Origin of the sequence: Marinobacter sp. (assembly GCF_041686475.1) — a bacterium.
Taxonomy (GTDB): domain Bacteria; phylum Pseudomonadota; class Gammaproteobacteria; order Pseudomonadales; family Oleiphilaceae; genus Marinobacter.
This window is the reverse complement of record NZ_JAWLDU010000124.1, coordinates 1-3431: the sequence shown is the minus strand read 5'-3', so window position 1 is coordinate 3431 and position 3431 is coordinate 1. Positions and strand designations below refer to the sequence as shown.

Here is a 3431-nt window from a genome sequence, read left to right as displayed (position 1 = left end):
GGCTCTTTCGAGACTGACAGCGTTTGAACAATATCAACAGATGTAAGCGACTCGAATATCCCGGCCAGCCTGCCGGGATTGCTGCCGTGCACGATCAGAGCCCGCGCACCGAGTTTTGCTGCCCGCTCGTTTAACTGGGCTATCTGGCCCCGCCCGAAGACGATCTCGGGAGGGGTAACCAAGTTGAATGCACCTGACATAGAAATATCACCCGGAAGAAAGAAACAGACGCCCACTTTATTTCAAACAGACACGCAACACGAATTACGCCCGCAATGCGGATCTGTCTTTACCAACGCCGGGATCAGAACACCCCCGTCTCTGCCAGCTGCCGTATGATCTGAATCGTTTCAATGTCGGTGGCCACATAGGCCTGATGGAGATACTGGTCATAAGGCATGGAATCACCCCGGTTCTCAATACTCGCTGTGTGATATCGGAAGCGGACAAACAGCGAGCCCGGTTCCGGTTCTTCAATATCCATAACAAGGGTGGCCTCAGGAACCGTGTCCGTTGGCAGAGTTCTGTACTCTATTCGCGCCTCAGACCAGAACGTGACCTCGTCAAAGACCTCCAGCCCCGGCAACTGCAGGCACCGCTTCATGTAAGCCGGCCCCTGCTCCAGAATTTCGTAATCTTCCACCCCTACCAGGAACTTGTCCGGGCGTCGGGTCCGGAGCACCAGGCCCTCCCAGATCTGGAAACGGGTCAGGATTGGCAGTTCTGGCTTCGTCAGGTCGTTGATCTGAACGATGTGTTCAAACCTCATTTGGCCTCCTGTCTGCTGGCGTCATCCATTACTCTGACAGCCACAGCAAATTTATAAAGCCCCTTTTGACTGGATGCCTGATTCCGTTCCGGCGAGGTGTGTGTAACGTTTGCATGTAAAATATCCCGGAACTGACTACTATCAAGGTAAGTTAGCGCCAGAGTCGACATTGCCGTGGGACTGTCAATCAAGACAACAGAATTTGCGCCGGAAGAGTTTGAACGTTTTGCAGACAAGGTCCGCACGGACCTTAAAGCGCTCACTCGTCTCCTGAACCGGCCCGGCTTTGGTGAGGGAGAAAGCTCCATCGGAGCCGAGGTCGAGTTCTACATCGTAAACCCTGAGCTGCGAGTGCAACCCATCAACACAGAAATCGCCGCCAGCGTTCAGGACCCCCAACTGACGGTTGAGCTCAACCGCTTCAATCTCGAATACAACCTCAGCCCCCAGGCGTTCAAGGGATCTCCGTTTGCCAGAACAGAGCAGGAGCTGCTGGCTGCGATCCGAAAAATAAACCAGCATGCAGCATCATTGGATGGGGAACTGGTGCCAATCGGCATTCTGCCAACGCTTCGCCAGTCCGACATGGGCGCGAAGGTGATGACAGACGAGCCCCGGTATCATGCGCTGTCCAACGCGTTGCTCAAGCAACGGGGCGAGCCATTCAGCATCCATATTGGTGGCAACGATGTCATTGATCTGGAGGCCGACGACGTCTATATGGAAGGGGCCAATACGTCGTTCCAGCTACACTGGCGTGTGCCCGCCCATCGTTTTGCCGACTATTTCAATGCGATCCAGCTGGTCACCCCGGTCGTCCTCGCTCTGGCCAGTAATTCGCCCAGCCTGTTTGGCCACCACCTCTGGGACGAGACCCGGATTGCCCTGTTCAAGCAATCCATTGACAGCCGATCCCCCAACCATAAAACCTGGCGCCATCCACCAAGGGTCTATTACGGAAATGGCTGGACACGCAGCGCCTGGGAACTGTTTGCAGCCTCGGCGTCGCTGTATCCCCCGATCATTCCGCTGATGTCGGATGAAGATCCGATGGCGGTGATAGATCGTGGCGAAGTCCCGAAACTGGCCGAGCTCCGCCTTCATCAGGGAACCACCTGGCCCTGGAACCGGGCCATCTATGATCACGCGGACGGCGGCCATCTGCGCATCGAAATCCGATCCATGCCTGCAGGCCCTACCGCCGCCGATATGTGTGCGAACGGCCTGTTCGTCATCGGGGCTGCGCTGGCAGTGCTCGATGACATCCGTCATCTGACGTCAATACTGCCCTTCCATTACACCGAACATAATTTCTACCGCGCAGCAAAATATGGCATCGGCGCAGAAATCATCTGGCCGCACAAGAATCAGGTTCAGTTGCAGGATACGCCCCTGTTGACCGTGGCCCGTGAACTGCTGCCGCGTGCCCGGGAAGCACTGAAACAAACAGCCGTGGACGAGACGGAGATTAACCGCCTTCTGGGAATCATCGAAGGCCGAATTGAAACAGCCATGTCGGGCGCCCGGTGGCAACGCCATATCACCGAGTCTTTGTTCAAATCCCTGGGCCGGGATGACGCGTTCCGGAGTATGCTGTCCCTTTACATGGCCAACCAGAAGAGAAACATCCCGCTGCATGAATGGAAGCTGTCGCCGTGAGCAACTCGAAAGTACTTGATTATCTCAATGATCCGTCACCCCGAACGCTGGGTCGCTCTCCCCTTGAGTGGCTTGACCGACTGTAAAAGCCGACCGTTGTGCATGTCACCGGTCGCGACCGCTCCCGTACCCGGGCCATGGCAACGCTTCTGCACGGTAATGAGCCTTCGGGTCTGTTTGCGCTGCACCGGTGGCTGCTCGAGCAGCACACGCCCGCGGTCAACATGCTGTTTCTCCTCGGTGGTGTCTATGCGGCGAAGATGCCACCCAGATTCTCGTTTCGCCAGCTACCCCAAGGGCTCGACCTAAACCGCTGTTTCAAAGAGCCTTTCGAAGGGGAAGAAGGAGCCATTGCCCAAGCCATGCTGGCGGAGCTTCATATGGCTCAACCCGAATGCCTGCTGGACGTGCACAACACCTCGGGCACGGGCCCGGCCTTCGCCGTGACCATCACCAATGACGCCGAACATCAGGCGCTGACCTCGCTCTATACCGACCGCCTCATAATGACGGACCTTCGCCTGGGTGCGTTGATGGAGTACTCTGAGCAGGAAGTGCCCACAGTCACTATCGAGTGTGGCGGGGCCCAGGATGAACAATCTCATCAACTGGCGTACGAGGGACTCGTTCGGTACACCTCAAGAGCAGACGTGCTGGCACTGGAAAAAGCGGAGTGGGACGTCGCCGTGCTGCGCAACCCGATTCGGGTGGAACTGGCTCCTGAAGCAACCATAGAATATCGCCTTGAGCCTACCGGCCATGCTGACCTAACGTTTCCCCCAGACATTGAACACCGCAATTTCGGGATTGTCTCCCCGGATGAGCCTCTCGGATGGGTCGGTAAAAAAGGCCTGGACATACTCTCAGCGATCAGCCACAACCGCAGTGAGAATATGGAGCAGGTTCTTCGAGTCGAAAATGGGCAGATCTACCCTGCCCAGGCCATCAAAACCTTTATGATTACCACCAACCCGGCCATTGCGAAAAGTGACTGTCTGTTCTA

At 56.3% G+C, this 3431-nt stretch carries 3 protein-coding genes and 1 pseudogene; 2 read left to right on the top strand and 2 right to left on the bottom strand.

All coding sequences use genetic code 11. The annotated features are described in order from the left end of the window. Positions 1-200, bottom strand: a pseudogene (locus ACESMB_RS15000) (alcohol dehydrogenase); the annotation flags it as partial. Between the two features lie 104 nt (positions 201-304). Next, on the bottom strand, positions 305-769 hold the full coding sequence (locus ACESMB_RS14995; protein ID WP_372971988.1) for an AtaL-like protein: 465 nt from the start codon (positions 767-769) through the stop codon (positions 305-307). A 174-nt stretch (positions 770-943) separates the two neighbouring features. On the opposite strand from ACESMB_RS14995, the gene ACESMB_RS14990 reads away from it, so the two are divergent. Next, on the top strand, positions 944-2428 hold the full coding sequence (locus tag ACESMB_RS14990; protein ID WP_372927081.1) for a hypothetical protein: 1485 nt from the start codon (positions 944-946) through the stop codon (positions 2426-2428). A gap of 98 nt (positions 2429-2526) precedes the next feature. Then, positions 2527-3431: succinylglutamate desuccinylase/aspartoacylase family protein (locus ACESMB_RS14985; protein WP_372971987.1), on the top strand; the 905-nt coding region annotated here is incomplete at its 3' end.

Coding starts and splice junctions, on each gene's coding strand:
- ACESMB_RS14995 (WP_372971988.1), bottom strand. CDS start 769: ATGAGGTTTGAACACATCGTTCAGATCAACGACCTGACGAAGCCAGAA.